This window comes from Myxococcus virescens, from assembly GCF_900101905.1.
Taxonomy (GTDB): domain Bacteria; phylum Myxococcota; class Myxococcia; order Myxococcales; family Myxococcaceae; genus Myxococcus; species Myxococcus virescens.
The window spans coordinates 651,371-674,541 of record NZ_FNAJ01000001.1 but is presented as its reverse complement, the minus strand read 5'-3'; the positions used below and the strand labels follow the sequence as shown (position 1 = coordinate 674,541).

The following is a 23,171-nucleotide window of genomic DNA, read 5'->3' as shown; positions in this document are numbered from 1 at the left end:
CAGCGGCGGCGCGTGGGCGTCTTGCCGCGTCCACGGTCGAAGGCAAGTGACAGTCGGACGGCGGTTTATAGCCGGTCCAGCGCCGGGGCTGGATTTCTTCCTCACCCCGGCATGCCAGCACACCCACACGGAGGCATAAGGCTGACCTTATGCGTCACCCCGGTCCCCACTGCTGCCCCCCTGCCGGGCGCAGGGGCCTCCGCCTTCTGTCGTTGGCGGGCAATGCGGGCTCGGGCACGCTAGTTGCCATCGATATGTCCGACGAGCTTGTCAGTGGAATGTTGAAGAACACGGACCTGCGCGTGGTGCTCGCCACCACGACGGAGCTGTCGCGCCTGGCGCGTGCCACCCATGGCACCGCGCCCGCCGCCGCCGTGCTCCTGTCGCAGGCCCTCACCGCCGCCGCCCTGATGGGGGCCCTGCAGAAGGGCGACGCCCGCATCAACATCCAGGTGGAGTGTGACGGCCCCCTGCGCGGCCTCTTCGTGGATGGGGACACGTCCGGGCTCGTCCGCGGGTACGTGAAGAACACCTACGTGGAGTACTCCGGGAACGACGGGCAGTACCATTGGCGCCCCGTGCTGGGGAACAAGGGCTTCCTGTCCGTGCTGCGGGATTTGGGCGGCGGCGAGTACTACCGCTCCGCGGTGGAGCTGGAGGCCTTCGACCTGGCGGCCGACCTGGAGCGCTACTTCCGTCAGTCGGATCAGCTCCCGTCACATGTGCTGCTGGCGCAGCTGCCGGAAGGCGGGGCCGCGGAGCCGCTGGGCCGCGTTGCCGGCCTGCTCGTCCAGCCGCTGCCCAGCGCGGACATGGAGGCCTTCGCGGCGCTGGGGGAGCGGCTGCGCCGTGACTTCGTGCCCTCGCTCCAGGCGCACGGCGAGGCGGGGGCAGCGGCCGTGCTGCGCGCGCTGCTGCCGGAGCCCGACTTCGAGGTCATGTCGCGTTACCCGCTGCGCTTCGGTTGTTCGTGCAGCAAGGACCGCGTGCTGCGCGCGCTCCTGGCCATGGGACGTGAGGAATTGACGGACCTTCTGGAGAAGGAAGGGCAGGCGGAGGCGACGTGCCAGTTCTGCACGACGCGCTATGTCATTCCTGGAGACGAAATCCGCGGCATGTTGGAGCGCGGCGCCATTTGACTTGCACGAGGCGCGACGGTACTTGCCGCGCGCCATGAGCTACTTCACGCAGTTGCTTGAGGGCGGCTACGAAGCCGTCCACCTGTTGAGTGATTCGAAGTCGGGCCTGCGTGCCATTGTGGGCATGCACAACACGCGGCTCGGTCCGGGGTTGGGCGGCACTCGCGCGCTGTCCACCTATGCCAGCGAGGAGGAAGCCGTCGCGGACGCGCTCCGGCTGGCGCGCGGAATGACATACAAGGCCGCGCTCGCGGGGGTGCCCCACGGCGGCGGCAAGGCGGTCATCATGCTGCCGCGCGGCAGCTTTGACCGTGAGAAGATTTTCGAGTCCTTCGGCCGCGCGGTGGAGTCCCTGGGCGGGCGCTACATCACCACCGAGGACAGCGGCACCAGCCCCGACGACATGGAGCACGTGCGCCGCCACACGAAGTATGTCGTTGGACTGAAGGAGCGCAGCGGAGACCCGTCGCCGGTGACGGCGTATGGCGTGGCGCGCGCCATGGAAGCCACGGCGAAGCACGTCTTCGGCAGCCCGGACCTGAAGGGCCTGCGCGTCACCGTGCTGGGCGTGGGCCACGTGGGCATGTACCTGGTGAAGGAGCTGCACCAGCGCGGCGCCAAGGTGTGGGTGAGCGACATCAACCCCGCCAGCGTTCAGCACGCGGTGACGCAGTACGGCGTCACGGCGGTGGACGCCGACGCACTGCATCGGATGGAGGCGGACATCTACGCCCCCTGTGCGCTGGGTGGCGCCATCAACGACACCACCCTGTCGCTGCTGAACGTGAAGGCGGTGTGCGGCGCGGCCAACAACCAGCTGCTCACGTCGCGTCACGGCGAGCAGTTGGCCCGGCGCGGCATCCTCTACGTGCCCGACTACGCGGCCAATGCCGGCGGCCTCATCAATGTGGCCCAGGAGTGGGCGGGGTATGACCGGGACAAGGCGTACGCCCGCGCCTCCCTCATCTTCGACACCATCGACACGGTGCTGACCCGCGCGAAGGAATCCGGCCTGCGCCCCGAGCAGGTGGCGGACCGGATGGTCGAGGAGCGGCTGGCCGGCTGAGCGCTCACGCACGCAGTGCGTGTCTTGCCGCGATACAAAGGCGACGTCTGGGGTGTGGCCGGATGTGGCCACCGTGCGGCCCTCGGAGTATGACGGGGCCGCACACACCCCAGCCGGAGTTCAGCGCCGTGGCGACCAAGCGGCAGAGCAAGTCCACCGAGAAGGCCTCTACGAAGAAGTCCCCTGCGGTCCAGGCGGAGAAGCTCGTCTCCATTCCCGCGGACGTCGTGTTGGCGCCGCAGGTGGAGGCCCCGCGCCAGCCGACGGGGAAGGACCAGTCCCGAGGCCGGTCCGCGTCCAGCGGCGTGAAGGAGCTGTCCTGGAAGGAGTTCGACCGCGCAGTCCAACAGCTCGCGGGTTCCATCAAGGAGACCTTCGAACCCCAGGTGGTGGTCGGTGTGGCCCACGGCGGCGTCTTCGTGGGTGGCGCGCTGGCGGGGGCGCTCGGCTGCCCGTTCTTCCCCGTGCGCATCAGCCGCCGGAGCAGGGACCGGGGCAGCGCCGCGCCTCGCACGTCGAAGACGCCGCAGCTCGCCGGGGAGATGCCCGCGGAGCTGAAGGGCCGCCGCGTGTTGATTGTGGATGACGTGGCCTCCAGCGGTGACACGTTGGAGCTGGCCACCGCCCTGGCGCGCGAGGCGGGCGCGAAGAAGGTGGCCACCGCGTGCCTCGTGACGAAGCCCGGTGGCTTCTCGCCGGACTACTCGGCGCTCTCCACCGCCTCGCTCATGGTCTTCCCCTGGGACTACGAGCCGTCCACCGGCGACGCGCGCTTCGACGAGGACCCGGACAAGGCTGGCGCATGAGCCTTGGCGCGGTGACGCCATGATTGTCGGGACGGCGGGCCACATCGACCATGGCAAGACGTCCCTGGTGAAGGTGCTCACCGGCATCGACACCGACCGGCTGAAGGAAGAGAAGCGCCGCGGCATCACCCTGGAGCTGGGCTTCGCCCACCTGACGCTGGATGACGGCGCCGTGGCCGGCGTGGTGGACGTTCCGGGTCACGAGCGCTTCGTGAAGGCCATGGCCGCTGGCTCCGGCGGCGTGGACCTGGTGGTGCTGGTGGTGGCCGCGGACGAGGGCGTGATGCCCCAGACGCGCGAGCACCTGGACATCTGCCGGCTGCTGGGCGTGAGGGCCGGCGTCATCGCCCTCACCAAGTCGGACACGCTGGCGGAGCTGGGCCCGGAGTGGCGCGCGCTGGTGGAGGCCGACCTGTCCGCGCTCACCGTGGGGACCTTCCTCGAGTCGGCGCCCGTGGTGGCCTGCTCCGCCAGAACGGGTGCGGGAGTGGACGCGCTGCGCGCCGCGCTCACCCGGGCCGCGGCGGCGCTGCCCGAGCGGCCTTCGGAGGGCCCCGCCTTCTTGCCAGTCGACCGCGTGTTCACCATCAAGGGCTTTGGCACGGTGGTGACGGGCACGCTGCTGTCGGGAGCGCTGGCGGTGGATGACGCGGTGTCGCTCCTGCCTGGGTTGCCCGGTCCGCTGCGCGTGCGCGGGGTGCAGCGGCATGGCGACGCCGTGTCCGTCGTGGAGGCGGGACAGCGCGCGGCGGTGAACCTCGCCGGCGTGGAGCCGGAGGCGTTGCGCCGGGGGATGGTGCTGGTGCGCGCGGGCGAGCTGCCGGAGACGCGCATGCTCGACGTCGAGTTGACGTTGCTGCCCGCGGCCCCGTCGCCGTTGCCTCGTCGCTCGAAGCTGCTGCTGCACCTGGGCACCGCGCAGGTGGAGGCCACGGTGGCGCTGTTGGATGTGGAGCGGCTGGAGCCGGGCGAGACGACGCTGGCGCAGCTGCGGCTGGGCGCCTCCGTGGGGGCGTTGGTGGGCCAGCGCTTCATCCTGCGCGGCGCGCGAGCCCTTCCGGGCCGAGGCGCCACGGTGGCGGGAGGCCGCATCCTGTCCATCTCCCCGCCGAAGCGGCGCAAAGGCGGCGCAAAGGCGGTGGCGCCCCTGCTGGAGGCGGACCCGGCGGGGCAGGCGGCCTGGCTGCTACGGCAGGCGGGCTATCGCGGGCTGACGCAGCCGGAGCTGTTCGGCCGCTCGGCGCTGGGGCCCCGGGTCCTCACGCGCGCGCTGGAGTTGCTGGGGGCGCGGGGCGGCGCGCTCCTCATCGACCGGGAGCGGCGGCTGTACCTCTCCGGCGAGGTCTTCCTGGCGTTGCAGGGCCGCGCCCTGGCGCTGCTGGCCACCTTCCATGAGCGCGAACCCCTTCGCGAAGGCCTGTCCCGCGAGGAGCTGCGGCAGCGATTGTCCTCGGCGCTGGACGCGCGGGCGTTCCAGCGGGTGTTGCAGTCCCTGGTGGAAGGAGGACGGGTGGAACTGGAGCGGGACGTGGTACGCCTCAAGGGGCGCGGTCGCACGCTGAGCCTGGGGGACACCGCCGCTCGGGCGCGGCTGGCGGCGGAGCTGTCCGCCGCGGCCCTGGCGCCTCCCTCGCTCCCCGAACTGGAGCAGAAGCTCCAGCTTCCCGCCTCCCGGCTGCGTGAGCTGTTGGGCGTCATGGTGGTGGAGGGCGCGGCGGTGCGCGTCTCGGAGGGCTTGTGGTTCGCGGCCGGGGCGCTGGCGTCACTGCGCGAGCGCCTGGTTGCCCACCTGCGCGAGAAGAAGGAGATTACCACCCAGGATTTCAAGGAGATGGTGGGGCAAAGCCGCAAGTTCGTCATCCCCCTGTCCGAATACTTCGACCGGGAGAAGGTCACGCTCCGGGTAGGAGAGAAGCGGGTGCTGCGTCGCGGATGAGTACCAAGCGCTACAGCGAGGCAGGGCTTCGCGTCCTCGTCGACACCTTCCGCAACCCCATGCTGGCGGTGGTGGAGGGACGGGTGCTCGTGGCCAATGACGCCTATGTCGCGTTGCTCGGCCTGCAACGCGCCCAGGTGGAGGGCCGCTCCGTCATGGACTTCATCCAGCCGGAGGACCGCAGCCGCGTGGTCGAGCGCTACTGGCGGGTGGAGGCCGGTGCGCCGCTCCATGAGGGCTCCCAGCTCTTCCAGGTCCCCTGCGCGGGTGGCGTGGCGCGCGAGGTGGCCGTCACCGCGTCCCGCTTCGTGTTGGAGCGCGGGGGCGGGGGCCTGCTGCTCAACTGCGTGCCCATGGAGAACCGGCCGCCGGAGATGTCGGTGGCCGAGCGGCTGGTGGAGACCTCCGCGGGGCTGGTGTCCGCGCACTCGGAGAACGCCGTCCGCCGCGTCGCCCTGAAGGGCCTGGAGGCCGCGGGCTTCCGGGCCCGGCTGTTGCGCTGGGACGGCGAGGGCCTGCTGGCTCGGGATGGGGAGCCCCTGCCGGAGGATGCGCGCCTGGGGCTGGAGTCGCTCGCGGACGGGCGCCCCGTCTTTGGTGGCTCGGACCAGGCCGCGCCCACCCACGTCTACCTGCCCGTGGGCGGCCCCCAGGCCGAGGTGCTGTGGGTGGAGGGCCACTGGGTGGCGCCGCACCATGGCTCGGTGTTGATGCTCTTCGCCAAGGTGGTGGGCGCCGCGCTGGCGGACGCGCGCGTGCAGGCGGAGAGCGCGCGCAGCCGCTGGGAGATGGAGGCGGTCGCGCAGATGGCGCGCTTCGTCGCGCAGCCGTCTCCGCCCACGCAGGAGGACTTCCTGGAGCGCGTCGCTTCACTGCTCCAGGCGGACGCCGCGGCCCTGCACCTCTCGACGCCTCCCGAAGCCACGCTGATGCTGTCCTCACACGTGGGCTTTCAGGACGCGGCGGACGCGCGCCGGCTCACGGGCGTGCTGTCGTGTGGCGCGGAGGGCGCGCTGTCCTCGTCCGCGGACGAGGCCCCGCTGGTGGCGCAGTCCGGAGGGCGGTTGGGGGCGGGCGCGGCGGTGTGTCTGATTCGCGGCGGCGGGGTGTGCGGGAGGCTCCAGGTGCTGCGCGCGCCGGGGAAGCCCTTCGACGAGCGGGACCTGCGCCTGCTGGGCACGCTGTCGGAGTTGCTGGTGACGCTGCTGGAGCAGCGCCGGCTGAGGGCCGAGTCCTCGCGCCAACTGGCCGAGACGCGCCTCCTGCTGGACCTGGCGCGCACCACATCCGGCGTGCTGGAGACGTCGAGCATCCTGGACGTGGCCGCCGACTTCCTCGTCCGCCTGCTGGACGTGTCCAACTGCTACATCCTGCTGTACGACGAGAGCGCCCGGCTGCTGCGTGGCGCCGCGGCCTCCATCGCGCACCGCGACTACTTCCGCACGGTGGTGCTGCCCCTCCATGGAGACGGCCTGGCGGCGCGCGTGGCGCGTGAGCGCAGGCCCATCGCGGTGGAGGACGTGACCGCCGCGGACGGAGGCTTCAACCCGGAGCTCGCGCACCGTTTCGACGAGAAGGCGCTGCTGGCGCTGCCGCTCACCTCGCGCGAGGAGCTCATCGGCGTGGTGGTGGTGGACGACACGCGGGGCCCGCGCGCCTTCGGCCCGGAGCTCATCGAGCTGGCGGAGGCCACGTGTGGCCAGCTGGCGTTGTCCATCGCCAACGCGCGCTTGTACGAGTCACTGTGGGCCAGCTACGCGGAGCTGGCCGCCACGCGCGCGGAGATGGTGAAGCGCGAGCGGCTGGCCGCGCTGGGCGAGCTGTCCGCGATTGTCGCCCACGAGGTGCGCAACCCGCTGGGCGTCATCTTCAACGCGGTGGCCTCGCTGCGCCGGCTGTTGGTGCCGGGCGGGGACGCGGCCATGTTGCTCGACATCCTGGGGGAGGAGAGCGACCGGCTCAACCGCATCGTCGGTGACCTGCTGGACTACACGCGTCCCAGGGACCCGGTGCTCCAGCAGGAGGACCTGGGCCGCGTGCTCCAGGATTCGCTGGAGGCCGCGCGGATGCAGGGCGGCGGCGCGGACCGCTCCATCCGCATCCAATCCGACGTGGAGCCCGGCCTGCCGCCGGTGCCCATGGACCGCCGCCTCATCCGACAGGCGCTGGTCAACGTGGCGGTCAACGCCATCCAGTCCATGCCGCAGGGTGGACTCGTGCAGGTGCGCGCGCGCCGTGAAGCCCACGCGGGGCGCGAGCAGCTGCGCATCGACGTGGTGGACCAGGGCCCGGGCATCCCCGCCGAGCTGCTCCACCGCGTCTTCGAGCCGTTCTTCACCACCAAGGCCCAGGGCACCGGCCTGGGCCTGGCCGTCGTCAGGCGCATCCTCGAGGAGCACCGGGGCGAAATCGCCGTGGACAGTATTCCGGGGCGCGGTACCACCTTCACCTTCCGGCTGCCGTTCTCGCAGCCTCCGTCCTTCCCATGACCGACGCGAACACTCCGCCGACCCGAGGACGGCTCCTCGTCGTGGACGACCAGCGCAACATGCGCGCCACCACCGCCCTGTTGCTCCGGGCGGAGAACTACACCGTCTTCGAGGCCGCCACCGGCGAGGAAGCCCTGGCCCAGCTCGCCAGCGGCAGCATCGACCTGCTGCTGACGGACCTGAAGATGGAGCCCATGGACGGGCTCACGCTCCTGCGGCGCGCGCTGGAGGTGGCACCCCGGCTCCAGGTCATCATGATGACGGCCTTCGGCTCCATCGAGAGCGCCGTGGAGGCCATGCGCCTGGGGGCCTACGACTATGTCACCAAGCCCTTCAAGGAGAGCGAGCTGCGCTACCGCGTGGAGCGCGCCCTGGAGCGCGCGCGCCTGCTGCGCGACGTGGACAACCTCACCACGGACTTCAACCAGCGCCACGGCCTGTCCGCCCTGGTGGGGCGCAGCGCCGCCATGCGCGAGCTCACCACGCGGCTGATGCGCGTGGCGCAGAGCGACGCCACCGTCCTCATCCAGGGCGAGAGCGGCACGGGCAAGGAGCTGGTGGCTCGCGCGCTCCATGCGCACAGCCGCCGAAAGGCCCGCTCCTTCGTTCCCGTCAACTGCGCGGCCATCAGCGAATCCCTGCTGGAGAGCGAGCTGTTCGGCCACGCCAAGGGCGCCTTCACCGGCGCGGTGAAGTCCCGCCGGGGCCTCTTCGAGGAGGCGGACGGCGGCACGCTCTTCATCGACGAGGTGACGGAGACCAGCCCCACCTTCCAGTCCAAGCTGCTGCGCGCGCTGCAAGAGGGCGAGGTCCGCCGCGTCGGTGAGTCCACCGCGCTGCGCGTGGACGTGCGCATCGTCGCCGCCACCAACCGGGACATCGAGCTGGAGGTGCGCGACAAGCGCTTCCGGCAGGACCTCTACTACCGCCTCAACGTGGTGGCCCTCCGCGTCCCGCCCCTTCGCGAGCGCCTGGAGGACGTGCCTGCGCTGGCGGAGCACTTCCTGGAGCGGGCCAATGCCCGCAGCCCCAATCCCAAGCGCCTTTCCGCCGCCGCGGTGTCTCACCTGATGAGCTACGGCTTCCCCGGCAACGTGCGCGAGCTGGAGAACCTGGTGGAGCAGGCCGCCGCGCTCGCGGAGGGCGATGAGCTGCTGCCCGAGGACTTCCCCGTGCGGCAGGGCCGCATGACGCCGGCCCATGGCACCCCTAGCGTCGCCTTCCTGGACGGGCAGGGCGGGGCGCTCGGGCGCAACGCCAGCGCCGGGCCCACGCTGGCCCAGGTGGTGGAAGAGGCGGAGCGCCACGCCATCACCCAGGCCCTGGAGCGGCACGGCGTGGACCTGGCGCGCGTCGCGGATGAGCTCGGCGTCTCCTCCACCACGCTCTGGCGGAAGATGAAGCGGCTCAACCTCCGACCTCCCAGTGAGCTGGCCCGGGAATAGCCCTGGAGTAGGAGGAAGACTCACCCATGTAACTTTCCCGCAGCCATGGATTCAGATCCGAAATGGACGGGTTCATAGGTGAAAAAGGTAAGTGGCTGGATTTGCTCGTCTTTTTCACATCTGAAACTCCATTGCAGTCATGAAATGGAGCGGCGGGGCAGGGGCAGCGTCAGCTAGTTCTTCAAGTGCTTGAGAAAACTAGAGTTTCTCCCCGCGAGGCTGCTGGCACGGCGACTGCTAAAGGAATACGCGGGACACATCGAAGCGAGGCTGAAGGCGGTTCCCCCCCACCCCTTCAGCACTTCCGGTGAGTCACCTTGAGAAGACCCGCGGCCCGGCACCTCTTTGGGGTGTCGGGCCGCCTTCTTTTCCGCGTCCGTAGCTGCCTCGGCTCGCGACGAAAGGAAGCGCAGGTGGGTTCCTCTGAATCTCAGTGGGTGCTGCGTCCCGGTCGGCTGGAAGACCACGCTGTCTTTGCCCGGCTGTTTCTTGAACTCGGGGTGGATGAGCCCCCGCCGCCAGAGCCCGTGTGGGCGGCGGAAATCGCTCAGCGCTCCCTGTTCGCCGAAGGTCCCCAGGGTGTGGGCGCCTACGCCGTGACGAGCGTCCTGGGGGACTTCGGGTACGTGAGGCAATTGGTGGTGGCGCCGTTCGCCCGGGGGCAGGGACTGGGGCGGAGGATGATGACGCACCTGGCCGGGCACTTTCGCGCACAAGGGTGCACCCGCTGGGTCCTCAACGTGAAGCGGGACAACACGCCCGCGCTCGAGCTCTACACCTCGCTGGGAATGCGGCCGGCGCGCGAGGCCACCACGTTGCGGGTGACGCGGGCCCACCTGGCGGCGCTCCCCCTCGCGTCACCGGACGGGGCCGTGGTCCCGGTGTCGCTAGAGGACTGTGGCGCGCTGACGGAGGCCTTCGGGATGATTCCCGGCAAGCTGGCGGCCTCCGCGGCCAGTGACTCGCACCGGCTGCTGGGGCTCATCGACCCTCAAGTCCCTGCGCGCCGGTGGTTGGGGATGATGGACCTGCGCCCCGGTCCTAGCTTGTTTCCCTTCTTCGCGGTGTCTCCCGGGCATGCGCGGACACTGCTCGAAGAGGCCTTCAGCCGGCTGGAGGAGGGCGTGTCCGCGCTGAATGTCACGGTGGTGGATGACGCGCCCCTGGTGCACCTGCTCCGCGAAGCGGGAGCGCAGATGCGCCTCGAGACGCTGGAGCTTCGCGGCTCACTGGTGGACGCGGCGCCCTGATTCACGGGCGCTGAAAACACGACGCCCGCCCAAGCACGAAGCCAGGGCGGGCGGGGTGTGACAGCGGAGGCGGGAGGCTACTGGCCGAAGATGCTGCTGGCCTGCTCCAGCCAGCCCATGATGGGACCGGGGATGATGCCCAGAATCACGACCGCCGCGGTGGACAGCACCAGCGCCAGCTCGGTGGACCAGCTCTTCTCGAGCGCCTGCGCGCCCTCCGGCACCGGCCGCATGAACATGTAGACCACCACGCGCAGGTAGTAATAGATGCCCACCGCGCTGGAGAGCACGCCGACGATGGTGAGGCCGATGAGGCCCGCGTCCACGGCGGCCTGGAAGATGAGCAGCTTGCTCATGAAGCCGATGGTGGGCGGGATGCCACCCAGCGACAGCATGAAGGCCGCCATCGCGAAGGCCCAGCCCGGCTTGCGCTGAGCCAGCCCGCTGAAGCGCTCCAGGTCCCAGGCGGTGCCCTTCTCCTCGTCCTCGCGACGCTCCAGGACGGAGACGATGGCGAAGGCGCCCACTGCGCTGAACGTGTACGCCAGCAGGTAGTAGAGGATGCCGCGCAGCGCCTCCGCGCGGGCCAGGTCCAGCGGGGTGCCGCCCGTCAGCGCGGACGCACCCAGCAGGCGGAACTGCTCGCCCGGGCCGGTGACGAAGAGGGCGGCCACGCCCACCAGCAGGTAGCCGGCGTGGGCAATGGACGAGTACGCCAGCATGCGCTTCACGTTGCGCTGCGGAATCGCCAGCAGGTTGCCCGCCACCATGGTGAGGAAGGCCAGCACGGAGAACAGGCCCAGCAGCATCTGCGGGTCCACGCCCTTGCCCACCATGAAGAACACGCGGACCATCGCCGCGAAGGCGGCCGCCTTCACGCCCACGCTCATCAGCGCGGTGACCGGCGTCGGCGCGCCCTCGTAGACGTCCGGCGTCCACATGTGGAACGGCACCGCGGCGACCTTGAAGGCGAAGCCCGTGATCACCAGGATGATGCCCGCGTACACTAGGCCCGGCTGCGACGACATGGCGGTGGACAGCGGACCGGCCATGGCCGTCAGGTGGGTGGTGCCGGTGGCGCCGTACAGCAGCGCCGCGCCGTAGAGCAGCACCGCGGACGAGAAGGCGCCCAGGATGAAGTACTTGAAGCCCGCCTCGCTCGGCCGCGTGCCACGCCGCAGGTACGACGTCAGCGCGTAGGTGGAGAGGGAGAGGACCTCGATGTTGACGAAGAGCGTGATGAGCTCGTTCGACATCGCCAGCAGGCTCATGCCCGCCGAGGCGAACAGCATCAGCGCGTAGAACTCACCGCGCTCCGCGCCGCGCTTGCGCAGGAAGCTCACCGAGCTCAGGGTCGCCAGCGCCAGACCCACGCACACCACGAAGGTGAGGAAGCTGGAGAAGGGGTCCATCACGCCGAAGCCGAGCATCACCTCCTGGGGTGGCTCGAACATCGTCGTCAGCGCCATGGCGCCGGCCGCCACCGCCGTCACCACGGTGAGCACCGCCTGGTACGCGCGCGACGCCGTCGTGGAGAGGAACACCTCCGACAGCAGCAGGATGGAGGCGCCCACCACCATGATGATGGCGGGCAGCAGCGGGAGGAAGTCTGCCAGGCTGAGATTGGGCAGGTTCATGTCGGAAGCTCAGGCGGCTACTGCCGCGGCGAGGGAACGGCCGGGGCGGCGGCCAACGGAACGGGCGCGGACGGCGCGGCGACAACCTGACGGGATGGCAGGGACATCACCTCGACCCGAAGCCGGTCCTCCTGCAACTCGGCCCCCGGCGTGCCCACGCGGGCGCGGGCCAGGAAGCGGTCCGTGGACGGCTCCAGCCGGTCCAGGAAGGGCTGCGGCTGCAGACCCATCACGGCGACCAGGACGATGAAGGGGAGCACCGTGAGGCCCTCGCGCAGGTTCATGTCCGTCAGGTGTTGGTTCTCCCGGTGGGTGATTCCACCGAAGAACACCTTCTGGACCATCCACAGCATGTACGCGGCGCCCAGGATGACGCCCAGCGTGGCGAAGGCGCCGAACACCGCCGTCAGGTGCGGGTTGCCCGCGGCCTCGCCCAGGTCGCTCTTGAAGGTGCCCAGCAGGACCAGGAACTCACCGATGAAGCCGTTGGTGCCCGGCACCGCGATGGAGGAGAAGGTGATGATGACGAAGGCCGCGGTGAACACCGGCATCACCTTCGCGATGCCGCCGTAGTCCGCCATCAGGCGCGAGTGGCGCCGCTCGTACAGGTAGCCGAACAGGAGGAACAGCGCGCCCGTGGACACACCGTGGTTGAGCATCTGGTACGCGCTGCCCGTGGCGCCCTCGGCCGTAATCGCCAGGATGCCCAGCATGCAGTAGCCCAGGTGGCTGACCGACGAGTACGCAATCAGCTTCTTGATGTCCCGCTGCGCCAGGCACATCAGCGCGCCGTACACGATGCCGATGACGGCCAGCGTGGCCAGGAAGGGCCGCGCCTGCTGCGTGGCCACCGGGAAGAAGGGAATCGCGTAGCGCCAGAAGCCGAAGGTCCCCATCTTCAGGGTGACGCCGGCCAGAATCATGGAGCCAGCCACCGGCGCCTGCACGTGCGCGTCCGGCAACCAGGTGTGCAGCGGCCACATGGGGACCTTGACGGCGAACGCGATGGCGAACGCCGCGAACAGCCACGGACCCCAGGTGTGCAGCGTGGCGGCCAGTCCCGTGAGCGAGTCGCACGTGCCCGCGGTAGTGCAGGCGCTGAGCTGACGGTTGGCGTCCAGCAGGCCGTTGTAGATGCTCGCGTAGTCGAAGGAGCGGGCACCCACCGGCGCGCTGATGAAGTACACGGCGATGACGGCCACCAGCATCAGCAGCGAGCCGGCCAGCGTGTAGAGGAAGAACTTCACCGCCGCCATCTGGCGGTCCTCGGCGCCCCACACACCCACCAGGAGGTACATGGGGATGAGCATGGCCTCGAAGAAGATGTAGAAGAGCAGCACGTCCAGCGACACCAGCGCGCCCAGCATCGTCGTCTGGAGCACCAGCAGCGCCAGGTGGAACTCCTTGATGCGGAACTTGATGTACGTGGTGGACGCCAGCACCACGAGGGGCCCCAGGAAGACGGTGAGCAGCAGCAGGCTCACGGCCAGGCCGTCCACGCCAATGTGGTAGCTGGTGCCGAACAGGTCGAACCAGCGCGCCCGGTACTCGAGCTGGAACTCCGGCCCGCCCGGCACGTACGTCATGTAGGCCCAGACCCCGAACATCAGGTCCACCACCATGGCGATGAACGTGATGGTGCGAATCTGACCATGCTCGCCGGCCGGCAGCAGCGCCACCAGCGCCGCGAAAACCAGCGGCAGGAAGACGACGAGGTTGAGCAGGTGGTTGTCGAAGAAGCTCATTGCATCACCTGGATGAGGGCGTAGGCCATCCCGCCCAGCAGGGCGATGGCCAGCACAGCGGCGTAGGCCTGGGCATCGCCCGACTGCACGTAGCGGAGCGCACTGCCCACGCGCGCCGTCACCCACGCCGTGCCGCGGACCGCCACGGTGTCGATGACGAGCGCGTCCACGACGCGGAAGAGGAGGAAGCTCATGAACTTCACGGGACGGATGACAATCAGCTCATAGAGCTCGTCCACGTAGAACTTGTTGAGCGCCAGGGGGCGCACCGCGCGGATGAAGGCGGGATCCGGCTGACCCACGCGCGAAGGGAAGTAGCGCAGGTAGAGGAAGGCCGCCGCGCCGCCACCCGCCAGGGCCACGGCCCAGGCCTTGAGGTAGTCCGGCACCAGCTGCGGGCGGCTGGTGTCCAGCGCCACCAGCGTGCTGGCGTCGGTGATGCGCTTGGTCGCGCTGAACACCGGGCTCAGGAAGTTGTCGAGCACCGGCTGCGCCGTCATGTTGAAGAAGTCGATGCCGAACGCGTACCGCGCGGCGACCACGCTCAGGACCGCCAGCACCACCAGCGGCAGGGTCATCTGCCAGGCGCTCTCATGGGCGTGGGCCACTCGGGCCTCCTTCGAGCGGGGACCCTCGAAGGTGAGCAGGTACACGCGCGTCATGTAGAACGCGGTGGACGCCGCGATGAGCAGGCCCAGGTAGTAGACGAGGCTGGACACCCACTCCATGCCCTGCAGGTGGTTGTGGTGCACGCCGTGCAGGATGGCGTCCTTCGAGAAGAAGCCGGACAGCGGGATGATGCCGGTGATGGCCAGGGTGGCGACCAGGAAGGTGGCCCAGGTCCAGGGCATCTCCTTGCGCAGGCCACCCAGCTTCTTGATGTCCGTCTCGTCGCCGTTGCCGTGCATCACGCTGCCGGCGCCGAGGAAGAGGCAGGCCTTGAAGAAGGCGTGCGTCATCAGGTGGAACACCGCCGCCCAGAAGATGCCCATGCCCACGCCCATGAACATGATGCCCAGCTGGGACACCGTGGAGTAGGCGAGCACCTTCTTGATGTCGTCCTGCGCGAAGGCGATGAGCGCCGCCAGCAGCGAGGTGAGCGCGCCGATGATGGCGATGGTCGCCATGGCGGTGGGGCTCAGCACCAGCAGCGCGGACATGCGGCTGAACAGGTAGACGCCGGCGGTCACCATCGTCGCGGCGTGGATGAGGGCGGAGACCGGCGTCGGGCCGGCCATGGCGTCCGGCAGCCAGACGTAGAGGGGCAGCTGCGCGCTCTTGCCCGCGGCGCCCAGGAGGAACAGCAGCATGGCCGCCGTCATCACGCCGCCGAAGGTGTAGCCCTCCAGCGGGCCCGCCTCGATGGGGGTGCTCAGGTCGACCTTGTCCGCGGAGCCGTCCACCAGGCCCTCGGCCATCTTCTCCAGGCCCTTGAACGTCACCGGGCCCTTCTGCTCCAGCGCGGCCGTGTAGTGCTGCGCGGTGGTGCCGGCGTTGTTGAAGTCCGCCGCGTTCGACTGCTGGGTGAAGGCGGAGACCAGCAGCACCAGCAGGAAGGTGCCGATGAGGAACGCGAAGTCACCGATGCGGTTGGTGACGAAGGCCTTGCGCCCGGCCCAGGCCTTGGCCGGGTCGTCGTACCAGAAGCCGATGAGCAGGTAGCTGGCCATGCCGACGCCCTCCCAGCCCACGAAGAGCAGGATCAGGTTGTCGGCCAGCACCAGCGTCAGCATCGCCGCGACGAACAGGTTCAGGTACGCGAAGAACCGCCAGTACGCGGCGTCGTGCTCCATGTAGCTGGTGGAGTACAGGTGGATGAGGAAGCCGACGCCGGTGATGATGAGCAGCAGGATGCCGGACAGATGGTCCACCATCAGCCCGATGTTCACCCGGACGTCGCCCACCGAGAACCAGGTGCCGTAGTCGTACGCGAGCGCGTAGCGCACGAAGTCCCGCTCGATGCCGAACGGGTTGGGGAAGATGGCCGCCAGCCGACCCGTCTCGGGGTTGTGATGGCTGGTGGCCCAGAAGGCCAACAGGCTCAGGACGAAGGAGCCGGCCACCGCCGCACAGGCGACGAGCTGGACGTTGGCCCGGCCCATCATCTTGCCGAACACACCGCAGATGAACGCGCCCAGCAGGGGCAGCGCGATGATGAGCCAGAGCGAGGGCGCCAGGATGTCTGGCGCCACGGGTGCCGCCCGGAAGAATTCGACGAGAGTCATGACAGTGGCTCCTGGGGGGGCATCAGTGCTTCATCGTCCGGAGGTCTTCCAGCAGGATGCTGCCCCGGCTCCGGAAGACGGCGATGACGATGGCCAGACCGATGGCGGCTTCCGCCGCCGCCACCGCGATGACGAAGAAGGCGGACACGTGGCCGAGGTCGTCACCGCGCATGCGCGCGAAGGCCACGAACGTGAGGTTGGCCGCGTTGAGCATCAGCTCCACGCTCATGAAGACGACCAGCGCGTTGCGGCGAACGAGCACGCCGAACATGCCCATGCAGAACAGGGCGGCGGCAAGCAGGAGATAGTAGGTGATGGGAACCATGGGCCGATTCGGGGCCTCGCGAGCGGCTGCCTGCGCCGCCATCTAGCACAGAAAAGTTGTCCGGGATGGGCGATCAGATCCGCGACTTGGCCACGACGACTGCGCCCACCATGGCCACCAGCAGCAGCAAGCTCACAGCTTCGAAAGGGAACAGCCACTGGGTGAAGATGACCTGACCCATGGTGGCGATGGTGCCGAAGGAGGCCTGGGCTCCCGTGCTCAGCGTGGCCGGCTCGGCGGGCAGCTTCAGCAGGACGATAGCCAGGACCACGAACAGGCCCACCGTCGCCGTGCCGCCCGCGACGCGGGCCACCGTGGGCTTGCCGCGCGTGGACGACTCTCCCAGGTTGAGCAGCATGATGACGAACAGGAAGAGCACCATGATGGCGCCCGCGTACACGAGCACCTGCATGACGGCCACCGTGTGCGCCCACAGCAGCACGTAGATGCCGGCCATGAAGAAGAACGTGGACACCAGCGCCATGGCCGAATTGATGGGGCTGCGCGCGAAGATGACTGTTCCAGCCGACAGCAGCGTCAGGAGCGCGAACGCCCCGAAGAGGATGAGCTCGATGTTCAAGACCAGTCTCCGAACGAACCCCAGGGCTTGTCGCCGAACGGGCAGCGGTGCTCACGGATGTGAGCCTCGAACTCGTCCCGGAACCGCATGAGGAACGAGTGCGTGGGCAGCGCCGCCGCGTCGCCGAGCGCGCAGATGGTGTTGCCCAGGCCGATGGGCGGGTAGGGGGCGATCGACGACGCGACGTTGGACAGCATGTCGATGTCGCCCGGCTCGCCGCGGCCCTCTTCGATCTTGCGCAAGAGGCGCGTCTGCCAGGGCGTGCCTTCACGGCACGGCGTGCACTGGCCGCACGACTCTTCCGCGTAGAAGCGGGCCACGCGCCACAAGCTGCGCACCATGCAGGTGGCGTCGTCCATGACGATGACGCCGCCGGAGCCCGCCATGGTCTGCTTCACCTTGAGGGCCTCGAACTCCATGGCCACGTCCAGCTCGTCCGCGCCCAGCACCGGCGCCGAGGAGCCGCCCGGAATCACGGCCTTCACCTTCCGGCCCGCGGGCATGCCCCGGCCGTACTTGTCGTCGAAGATGAGCTCGGAGAGGGTGGTGAACATCGACACTTCGTACACGCCCGGCCGGTTCACCGTGCCGGAGAGGCAGACGAGCCGCGTGCCGCCCGACTTGTCGGTGCCCAGCTTCGCGTAGGCCTCCGCGCCCTGCTGGAAGATGGCGGGCACGCTGGCCAGCGTCTCCACGTTGTTCACCACCGTGGGGCAGCCGAAGAGGCCCACCACCGCGGGGAAGGGCGGCTTCAGGCGGGGCCAGCCCTTCTTGCCTTCCAGGCTCTCCAGCAGCGCCGTCTCCTCGCCGCAGATGTACGCGCCCGCGCCGCGGACCAGGTAGCAGTTCAGCTCGTAGTCCTTGCCCAGGACCTTCTTGCCGAAGATGCCCGCCTTGTAGGCCTCGTCGATGGCCGCCTGCGTGCGCTCCGCCGGGAACTTGAACTCGCCGCGCAGGTACACGTAGCAGGTGTGCACGCCCAGCGCGTAGGACGCGATGGCGATGCCCTCCAGCATCATGTGCGGGTCGTCTTCCAGGATGTAGCGGTCCTTGAAGGTGCCCGGCTCGGACTCGTCGCCGTTGACCGCCAGGTACTTGGGCTTGGGGCTGTCCTTGGGGACGAAGCTCCACTTGAGGCCCGTGGGGAAGCCGGCGCCGCCGCGACCGCGGAGGTTCGACTTCTTCACCTCGTCGATGATGGCGGCGGGCTCCATCTGGAGCGCCTTCTTCAGCGCCTCGTAGCCCCCCCGCTTGCGGTAGCTGTCCAGGGTCCAGGACTGAGGCTTACCCCAGGCCGCCGAGATGATCGGTTCGATCGCCTTTGCCGTAGAGGCCATGTCGATGACGTCCTAAGCCTAAGAAGGGTGGGGGTTCAGCTCAACTTGGCGAGGATGGCATCCAGCTTCGCCTGGGTCAGGCTTTCGTGGTGATCCTCGTTGATCTGCAGGCAGGGCGCAGTACCGCACGAGGCCAGGCACTCGGTCTCTCGCAAGGTGAACTTCTCATTGGCTTCACCTGCCTTGAGGCCCAGCTTCTCCTCCAGGTAGGCGAGCATCTTCTCCGCGCCCCACAGCGAGCAGGACAGGTTCGTGCAGACGTCGATGACGTACTTGCCCGGCTTCTTGAGGTGGTACATCACGTAGAAGCTGGCCACTTCCATGGCCCGCTCGGGAGTGACCTCCAGATGCTTCGCCACCAGCCGCAACCCTTCCGGGGGCAGCCATCCCTTGATTTCCTGGAGCAGACGCAGCGCTGGGAGCATGCCCGCGCTTTTCCGATCCGGGGGGTAGTGGGAGATGATCTCCGCGATTCCCGCGTCGAACTTCTTCTGCTCTTCAGAGGTGAACAGGGGCTCCGCCATGGCGGGCCGGTACGTATTGCCCCAATGGCTACGTTGTCAACATAAACCCTCGAAGCTACACTGGGTTGCCATCAGCAAATTGCCGAGCGATTTCAAGCCCTTGTTATGAACCCGGGTCCAGAGGACAAGCGCCAGCACCCCCGCGTCCCGGCCGTGCTGAGAGTGGACTACACGGACGGGCGCCAGGCCCGCGACGTGACGGAGAACCTGTCCCACGAGGGCCTGTTCGTCCAGACGGACCAGGCCTTCGTCATGGGGGACGAGGTCCGGCTCGCACTTTCTTTCCCGGGACTGCTGGATCCGGTAGAAGTCAGCGGAACCGTGGCCTGGATGCGGCCAGCGGGCCCCGATCAGCCCGCGGGCGTCGGCGTTCGCGTGGAGCGCGAGCAGGACCGGCGGAAACTGGGTGACATCTTGAGTGCGGCAGGAGCAGACAGCCACGCGTCCCACGCAGAGCACGAGGGGTATCGTGTGCTCATCGTCGAGGACAACCCGCACATCATCGAGATGTACAGCTACGTGCTGAAGAAGCTGGCCAGCGGCGAGCTGCACGGAAAGGTCCCCCTGGAGGTCCACTTCGCGCCGGACGGGCACCACGCGCTGCTGATGCTGCGCGAGGACCGCTTCAATCTGGTGATGACGGACCTCTACATGCCGGTGATGGACGGCTTCGCCCTGGTGGAGCGGATGCGCGAGGAAGAAGCGCTGCGCACCATCCCCATCATCGCCATCTCCGCCGGCGGCAAGGAGGCGCAGGACCGCGCCATGCAGCTGGGCGTGGACATCTACCTGCGCAAGCCGGTGCGTTTCGTGGAAGTCCTGGAGACGGTGAAGCAGCTCTTGCGCATCAAGTAGGGGCGCGTTTTACCGCCAGTCATCCGTTGAGCCACGGCGTGGGGACGGCATAGAGTCGCTTCCCCATGCAGAAGCCCGCCCTCAATCGCGACACCGTCAGTGGCGAGGCGCTGTTCATCCTCCGGAACCTGAGGGAGAACGGCCGTCTTGGACGCTCGAACAAGCTGGCAGACGTGAAGGCCGCACTCGAGCCATCCGTGTCGCTCGAGTTCGACAACTACTTCTTCTTCCTGCGCAAATTCCACTACATCGCCATGGACCGCGAGGCCCAGCTCAAGCTCACCGACCAGGGCGAGCAGGTGGCGGGTGGGGAGCTGAACGAGCGATTCTCCCTGGAGGTCGGTGAGTTCTTCGCCGATCAGCTGGCCGCCGCCGCGGACGCGCCCCTGGATGGGGCCAGTGGGGACGAGCCGCTGATGGTTCCTCCGCCTCCGCCGGAGCTGCTGCTGGATGAGGCCGAGGTCGACGGCGCGCCGCCCGTGCCCTCCGGCCCGCCCGCGCCGCCGCCCATGCCGCCGGTGCGCAGCTCGCGCTCGGCCATGCCCGCGCTGGACCTGGGCATGCCGTCCGCGGCCATCCCCATGCCGCCGCCGTCAGCCCCGGGGCCCCGCGCGGAGGCCGCCGCCGAGCCCCGCCGCGAGGCCACCGTCATCGTCCAGGGGCCCTTCACCGCGTCGAACACCCCCGCGCCGTCCCCCACCTCTCCCGCGCCTGCCGCCGCCCCCATGTCTCCTCCCCCCGCTTCCACCTCCGCCGCCGCAGCAGCGCCTGCCGCTCCCGCTCCGAAGGGCGCCGAGCTGGACCTGCGCTACCAGAAGTTCGACCCCATCGGCACCGGGCCGCTGGGCACCGTCTTCAAGGGGCGCGTCACCGCGCTGGGCCTGGACATCTGCCTCAAGGAGCTGAAGGACATCTTCGGCTACTTCTCCTTCCTGCAGCGCGGCGAGGTGCTCAAGCGCCTGAAGAAGGAGCTGTGTGCCCAGGCGCAGGTGCGCCACCCGGGCGTGGTCCAGGTGGTGGATCAGAACGTGGACGCCGCCCGGCCGTACTTCGTGCTGGAGCTGATGCAGGGCAGCCTGCGTGAGCGGCTGGACGCGGGTGGTGGCAACGGCGTGCCAGTGCCCTTCGCGCTGCGCGCCTTCCTGCAGATGGCCTATGGCCTGCGGGCCGCGCACGCCGCGGGCCTCACGCACCACAACATCAAGCCGGAGAACGTGCTCTTCGACACGTACGGCAACGCGAAGCTGGCCGACTTCGGCCTGGGCCGCGTGGTGGAGGTGGACGCCACCAAGGGCATGCCCCAGGTCTTCGTGGGCACGGGTGGCATGGCCTATATGGCGCCGGAGCTGATGAACCGGGGCGGCAAGGAGCCGGGCGCCTCCGCGGACGTCTACGCGCTGGGCATCCTGCTCTACGAGATGCTCACCGGGCAGATTCCGGGCCGCCGCTCGCCGCTGCCCTCCGAGGTCAACCCGGAGGCCCCCAGCGGCCTCGACCAGCTCTTCGACAAGGCCACCCAGGACAAGCGCGAGCAGCGCTACCCGGACGTGGACGCCATGTTGGAGGACTTCTACAAGGCGTTCCCGGACAAGGAGTTCCTCGCCAAGGGCGACCTCGTCATCTCCTCGGACACGCCGAAGGAGTGACGGACGAGCGGCCGGGCCCCGGCGCACTCGGGGCTCGCCGCGCACGATGGGGGCTGCCACACTCCGTGGCGCCATGACTCCGCCCCTGTCCGAAAGCGTGCTCATCACCGTCACCGGGAAGGACCATCCCGGAATCGTCTCGCGCCTCACCGGCCTGCTGGCGGAAGCTGGCGCCGAGCTGCTCGACGTGGAGCAGGTGGTGGTGCAGGGACGCCTCACGCTCTGCCTGCTGGTGCGCCTGCCCCCGGCGAGCGGCACCCTGGAGACGCTGCTGTCCGCCGCGCAGACGCTGGGCGTGGCGCTGGACTTCCAGGCGGTGGAGGCGCCCGCCACGCCCGCCGCGTCCGCGCGCCACGTCGTCACCGCCGTGGGCCGCGCCCTGGGCGCGAGGGAGCTTCATGCGCTGACGCAGGTGCTCGCGGGGCACGGCGCCAACGTGGAGCGAATCACGCGTCTCAGCGAGCCGCACCTGGGCTCGGTGGACATCCACATCAGCCTGCCGCCGGGCCAGCCGCCCGACGCGCTCAAGCACGCGCTGCTGGAGCTGTCCATGCAGTCGGGCGGGTTCGACGTGGCGTTGCAGCGCGAGAGCCTGTTCCGGCGCGGCAAGCGGATGGTCGTCATGGACATGGACTCCACGCTCATCCGCATCGAGGTCATCGACGAGCTGGCGCGCGCGCATGGCGTGGGCGAGCAGGTGTCGCGCATCACCGAGCGCGCCATGCACGGCGAGATGGACTACGACGAATCGCTGCGTCAGCGCGTGGCGTTGCTGCGAGGCCTGGATGCATCCGTGGTCCACCAGCTCGCGGCGAACCTGCCGCTGACGGAGGGCGCGGAGACGCTGGTGCGCGTGCTCAAGCGGCTGGGCTACCGCACCGCCGTCATCAGCGGCGGCTTCTCCGTGGCGGCCGAGGCGCTGAAGGCGCGGCTGGGCATCGACTTCGCGTACTCCAACGAGTTGGAGATTCAGGGCGGGAAGCTCACCGGCCGCACCGTGGGCCGCATCGTCAACGCGCAGCGCAAGGCGGAGCTGTTGGAGTCGCTGGCGCAGGCGGAGGGCATCCTGCTGGACCAGGTGGTCGCCGTGGGAGACGGCGCCAACGACTTGCTGATGCTGGAGCGCGCCGGGCTGGGCATCGCCTTCCGAGCGAAGCCCAAGCTGCGCGCCGCGGCCGACACGTCCATCTCCGCGGGCGGCCTGGACAGCATCCTCTACCTGCTGGGGCTCACCGGCCGCGAGCTGCTGGAAGCGGGCTCCGGCGCCGGCTGAGGGCGCGCCCTACAGCCGCATCCGCGCCGCCAGTTCGCGCTGCTGGAGCTGGTTCTTCTCCAGCAGCAGCTCGAGCAGCGCGCGCAGAATCTTGGAGCTCTTCTCCTGGTTCTGCTGCACCGTCTGCAGCCGCTTGAGGTCCTCGTCCGTCCACTCGTTGGCGGGCGTGCCACCCGCCAGAATCTCGTCGAGGATGTCCGCGGCGCTGGCGCCTGCGCCTGGGGCGGTGGCGCGCTCCGGCGCGCGGGGCGCGGGCGGAGGCGCCGCGGCGGGAGCGGGCGGGGTGATGTCGGCGATGCGCTTCACCACCGTGTTTCCGCTCATGTCGACGACCTTGAACTCGTCCTCGTCCTCCGGCGCGTCCGAGCTGCTCGGGCGCTTGTTGCCGCCGAAGCGCGTGCTGACGACGGGCTCCTGGCCACGGTAGTGGCGGAGGATGGCGTGTTCGATTTCACGCTCGCCCGCCACCATGACGACCACGCGTGCGCGGCTCTTCGCCGCCACTTGGTCCAGGGTGCCGAGGTCCGTGGGGTCCGCCATGGCCAGTACCAGCGTCTTGCCGTTGTCCTTGAGCGACACCGGGAAGACGGCCTTCTGTTCGGCGAGGCTCACGTCCACGCGTGAGAGCGCGCCCGCGTCGCGCGTGACGTTGCCCAACTGGATGCGCTGCATTCCCAGGCCCTGGCAGATGGCCTCGGTGATGACGTCATCGGTGGCCAGACCCAGGTCCGCGATGATGCGTGACAGACGTCCGCCCCACTGGTCATGGGTGGCCAGTGCGCTGCGCAGCTGCAAGTCGTCGATGACGCGTGCCTTGACGAGGATGTCGCCAATGCGATTCCGGGAAGGAGAGGCCATGGCTCGGCATTCTACCGTCTAGATGCGCGGACGCT

18 protein-coding genes are annotated in these 23,171 nt (G+C 69.2%); 10 read left to right on the top strand and 8 right to left on the bottom strand.

Going from position 1 to position 23,171, the window contains the following annotated elements; all coding sequences use genetic code 11:
• Positions 1–254 precede the first annotated feature (254 nt).
• The 7 genes from hslO (at position 255) to BLU09_RS02760 (ending at position 10,131) form a co-directional block, all read left to right on the top strand.
• The gene (gene hslO, locus BLU09_RS02790; protein WP_090485049.1) at positions 255–1,139 is read left to right on the top strand and encodes an Hsp33 family molecular chaperone HslO; all 885 of its coding nucleotides are present in this window, start codon (positions 255–257) and stop codon (positions 1,137–1,139) included.
• Between the two features lie 22 nt (positions 1,140–1,161).
• Positions 1,162–2,205: a Leu/Phe/Val dehydrogenase gene (locus BLU09_RS02785; RefSeq protein WP_244171372.1), complete on the top strand. Its 1,044-nt coding sequence runs from the start codon at positions 1,162–1,164 to the stop codon at positions 2,203–2,205.
• Positions 2,206–2,333: 128 nt separating this feature from the next.
• Positions 2,334–3,011, top strand: coding sequence for a phosphoribosyltransferase (locus tag BLU09_RS02780; protein ID WP_373283992.1), 678 nt, complete (start codon positions 2,334–2,336; stop codon positions 3,009–3,011).
• A 19-nt stretch (positions 3,012–3,030) separates the two neighbouring features.
• Complete coding sequence (gene selB / locus BLU09_RS02775) at positions 3,031–4,947, top strand: selenocysteine-specific translation elongation factor (protein ID WP_090485045.1); 1,917 nt, start codon at positions 3,031–3,033, stop codon at positions 4,945–4,947.
• Entirely contained in the window at positions 4,944–7,436 is a 2,493-nt protein-coding gene (locus BLU09_RS02770; RefSeq protein ID WP_090485042.1) for an ATP-binding protein, read from the top strand. The genes selB and BLU09_RS02770 overlap by 4 nt, the downstream gene beginning before the upstream one ends.
• Positions 7,433–8,881 carry a sigma-54-dependent transcriptional regulator gene (locus BLU09_RS02765; RefSeq protein WP_167371013.1) on the top strand — a complete coding sequence of 483 codons (1,449 nt, stop codon included), beginning with the start codon at positions 7,433–7,435 and terminating at the stop codon, positions 8,879–8,881. The genes BLU09_RS02770 and BLU09_RS02765 overlap by 4 nt, the downstream gene beginning before the upstream one ends.
• Positions 8,882–9,294: 413 nt before the next feature.
• Entirely contained in the window at positions 9,295–10,131 is an 837-nt protein-coding gene (locus BLU09_RS02760) for a GNAT family N-acetyltransferase (RefSeq protein ID WP_090485038.1), read from the top strand.
• Between the two features lie 77 nt (positions 10,132–10,208).
• On the opposite strand, the gene BLU09_RS02755 is transcribed toward BLU09_RS02760, so the two are convergent.
• The 7 genes from BLU09_RS02755 to BLU09_RS02725 form a co-directional block, all read right to left on the bottom strand.
• Entirely contained in the window at positions 10,209–11,768 is a 1,560-nt protein-coding gene (locus tag BLU09_RS02755; protein WP_090485036.1) for an NADH-quinone oxidoreductase subunit N, read from the bottom strand.
• Positions 11,769–11,785: 17 nt separating this feature from the next.
• Complete coding sequence (locus BLU09_RS02750) at positions 11,786–13,513, bottom strand: complex I subunit 4 family protein (protein ID WP_090485034.1); 1,728 nt, start codon at positions 13,511–13,513, stop codon at positions 11,786–11,788.
• Positions 13,510–15,738, bottom strand: coding sequence for an NADH-quinone oxidoreductase subunit L (nuoL, locus tag BLU09_RS02745; protein ID WP_090485032.1), 2,229 nt, complete (start codon positions 15,736–15,738; stop codon positions 13,510–13,512). The genes BLU09_RS02750 and nuoL overlap by 4 nt, the downstream gene beginning before the upstream one ends.
• A gap of 22 nt (positions 15,739–15,760) precedes the next feature.
• Entirely contained in the window at positions 15,761–16,063 is a 303-nt protein-coding gene (gene nuoK / locus BLU09_RS02740) for an NADH-quinone oxidoreductase subunit NuoK (protein ID WP_090485030.1), read from the bottom strand.
• A gap of 73 nt (positions 16,064–16,136) precedes the next feature.
• Complete coding sequence (locus BLU09_RS02735) at positions 16,137–16,643, bottom strand: NADH-quinone oxidoreductase subunit J family protein (protein ID WP_090485028.1); 507 nt, start codon at positions 16,641–16,643, stop codon at positions 16,137–16,139.
• Positions 16,640–17,980, bottom strand: a complete 1,341-nt coding sequence (gene nuoF / locus BLU09_RS02730; protein ID WP_013935739.1) for an NADH-quinone oxidoreductase subunit NuoF — start codon at positions 17,978–17,980, stop codon at positions 16,640–16,642. The genes BLU09_RS02735 and nuoF overlap by 4 nt, the downstream gene beginning before the upstream one ends.
• Before the next feature lie 35 nt (positions 17,981–18,015).
• On the bottom strand, positions 18,016–18,504 hold the full coding sequence (locus BLU09_RS02725; RefSeq protein ID WP_011551206.1) for an NADH-quinone oxidoreductase subunit NuoE family protein: 489 nt from the start codon (positions 18,502–18,504) through the stop codon (positions 18,016–18,018).
• A 105-nt stretch (positions 18,505–18,609) separates the two neighbouring features.
• On the opposite strand from BLU09_RS02725, the gene BLU09_RS02720 reads away from it, so the two are divergent.
• The 3 genes from BLU09_RS02720 to serB all read left to right on the top strand — a co-directional run bounded on the left by BLU09_RS02720 (position 18,610) and on the right by serB (position 22,278).
• On the top strand, positions 18,610–19,359 hold the full coding sequence (locus tag BLU09_RS02720) for a TIGR02266 family protein (protein ID WP_090485026.1): 750 nt from the start codon (positions 18,610–18,612) through the stop codon (positions 19,357–19,359).
• Between the two features lie 65 nt (positions 19,360–19,424).
• On the top strand, positions 19,425–21,005 hold the full coding sequence (locus BLU09_RS02715) for a serine/threonine-protein kinase (RefSeq protein ID WP_090485024.1): 1,581 nt from the start codon (positions 19,425–19,427) through the stop codon (positions 21,003–21,005).
• A gap of 73 nt (positions 21,006–21,078) precedes the next feature.
• Complete coding sequence (serB, locus tag BLU09_RS02710; protein ID WP_090485022.1) at positions 21,079–22,278, top strand: phosphoserine phosphatase SerB; 1,200 nt, start codon at positions 21,079–21,081, stop codon at positions 22,276–22,278.
• 9 nt (positions 22,279–22,287) lie between these two features.
• Here serB and BLU09_RS02705 read toward each other — a convergent pair whose 3' ends face one another.
• Entirely contained in the window at positions 22,288–23,136 is an 849-nt protein-coding gene (locus tag BLU09_RS02705) for a GspE/PulE/PilB domain-containing protein (RefSeq protein ID WP_090485020.1), read from the bottom strand.
• Positions 23,137–23,171: the final 35 nt, after the last annotated feature.